The organism is Mesorhizobium sp. M4B.F.Ca.ET.089.01.1.1 (assembly GCF_004022605.1).
Taxonomy (GTDB): Bacteria; Pseudomonadota; Alphaproteobacteria; order Rhizobiales; family Rhizobiaceae; genus Mesorhizobium; species Mesorhizobium abyssinicae.
In genome coordinates this window covers 1-859 of sequence record NZ_RZOS01001004.1, presented here as the reverse complement: position 1 = coordinate 859, position 859 = coordinate 1, and the positions used below count along the sequence as shown (strand labels likewise).

Genomic DNA, 859 nt, shown 5'->3' with positions numbered 1-859 from the left:
TCAGGGCACCGTCCTGCCAGGCGCTGAAGGCGCGGATCGTGGAATTGGACCCGGCCGAGGTGGCCAGGGCAAGGGATGGCTCGAAGGCAGCACGTGACCGCTTCCGGCCGGTACCGGGAGAATATGCCGCCCAGGGTGCTTTCGATGTTGTCCAGATCGACCATACGCTGGTCGATGTCATTGTCGTCGATCGCCTGTATCGCCGGCCGCTGCAGAGGCCATGGCTGACGCTCGCCATCGATATCGCAAGCCGTACGGTCGCGGGTTTCTACCTGACCCTGGAGCCGCCGTCCTCGGTGTCGGTAGCGCTCGCGACCCACCACATCGTGCAGCCGAAAGAGGCGTGGCTTGCCGGGCTTGGGATCGATGCGAAGTGGCCAACCTGCGGATTCCCTGACGCCATCCACATTGACAACGCCAAGGAGTTCCGATCGCGCGCCCTGCAGCGGGGCGCCGAGGAATATGGCATCAAGATCATCCACCGTCCGGTCGCCACGCCTCACTATGGCGGGCATATCGAGCGGCTGATCGGCACCATGATGGGCGCGGTCCATCTTCTGCCCGGCACGACTTTCAGCGATATCGACGAGCGCGGCGACTACGATCCAGTCGGCAATGCGGCGATGACGCTGGACGAACTGGAGCGGTGGATAGCGCTCGAGATCACGCGCTACCACGCTGATCGCCACGGAACGCTGGGGATTCCGCCGCTTTCAGCCTGGCATGAAGCTGTCGCCCGCCGCGCTTGGCCTGTGCGTCAGCCCCATGATCTTGCCGGTTTCATGATTGATTTCCTGCCCAGCCTCGACCGGCTGGTGCGGCGTGACGGCATTCACCTTTTCGGTCTGCGCTACTGGGA

1 pseudogene is annotated in these 859 nt (G+C 63.9%); it reads left to right on the top strand.

Features of this window, described 5'->3' with window-relative positions:
- Positions 1 to 44 precede the first annotated feature (44 nt).
- Positions 45 to 859, top strand: a pseudogene (locus tag EN780_RS35640) (DDE-type integrase/transposase/recombinase); the annotation flags it as partial.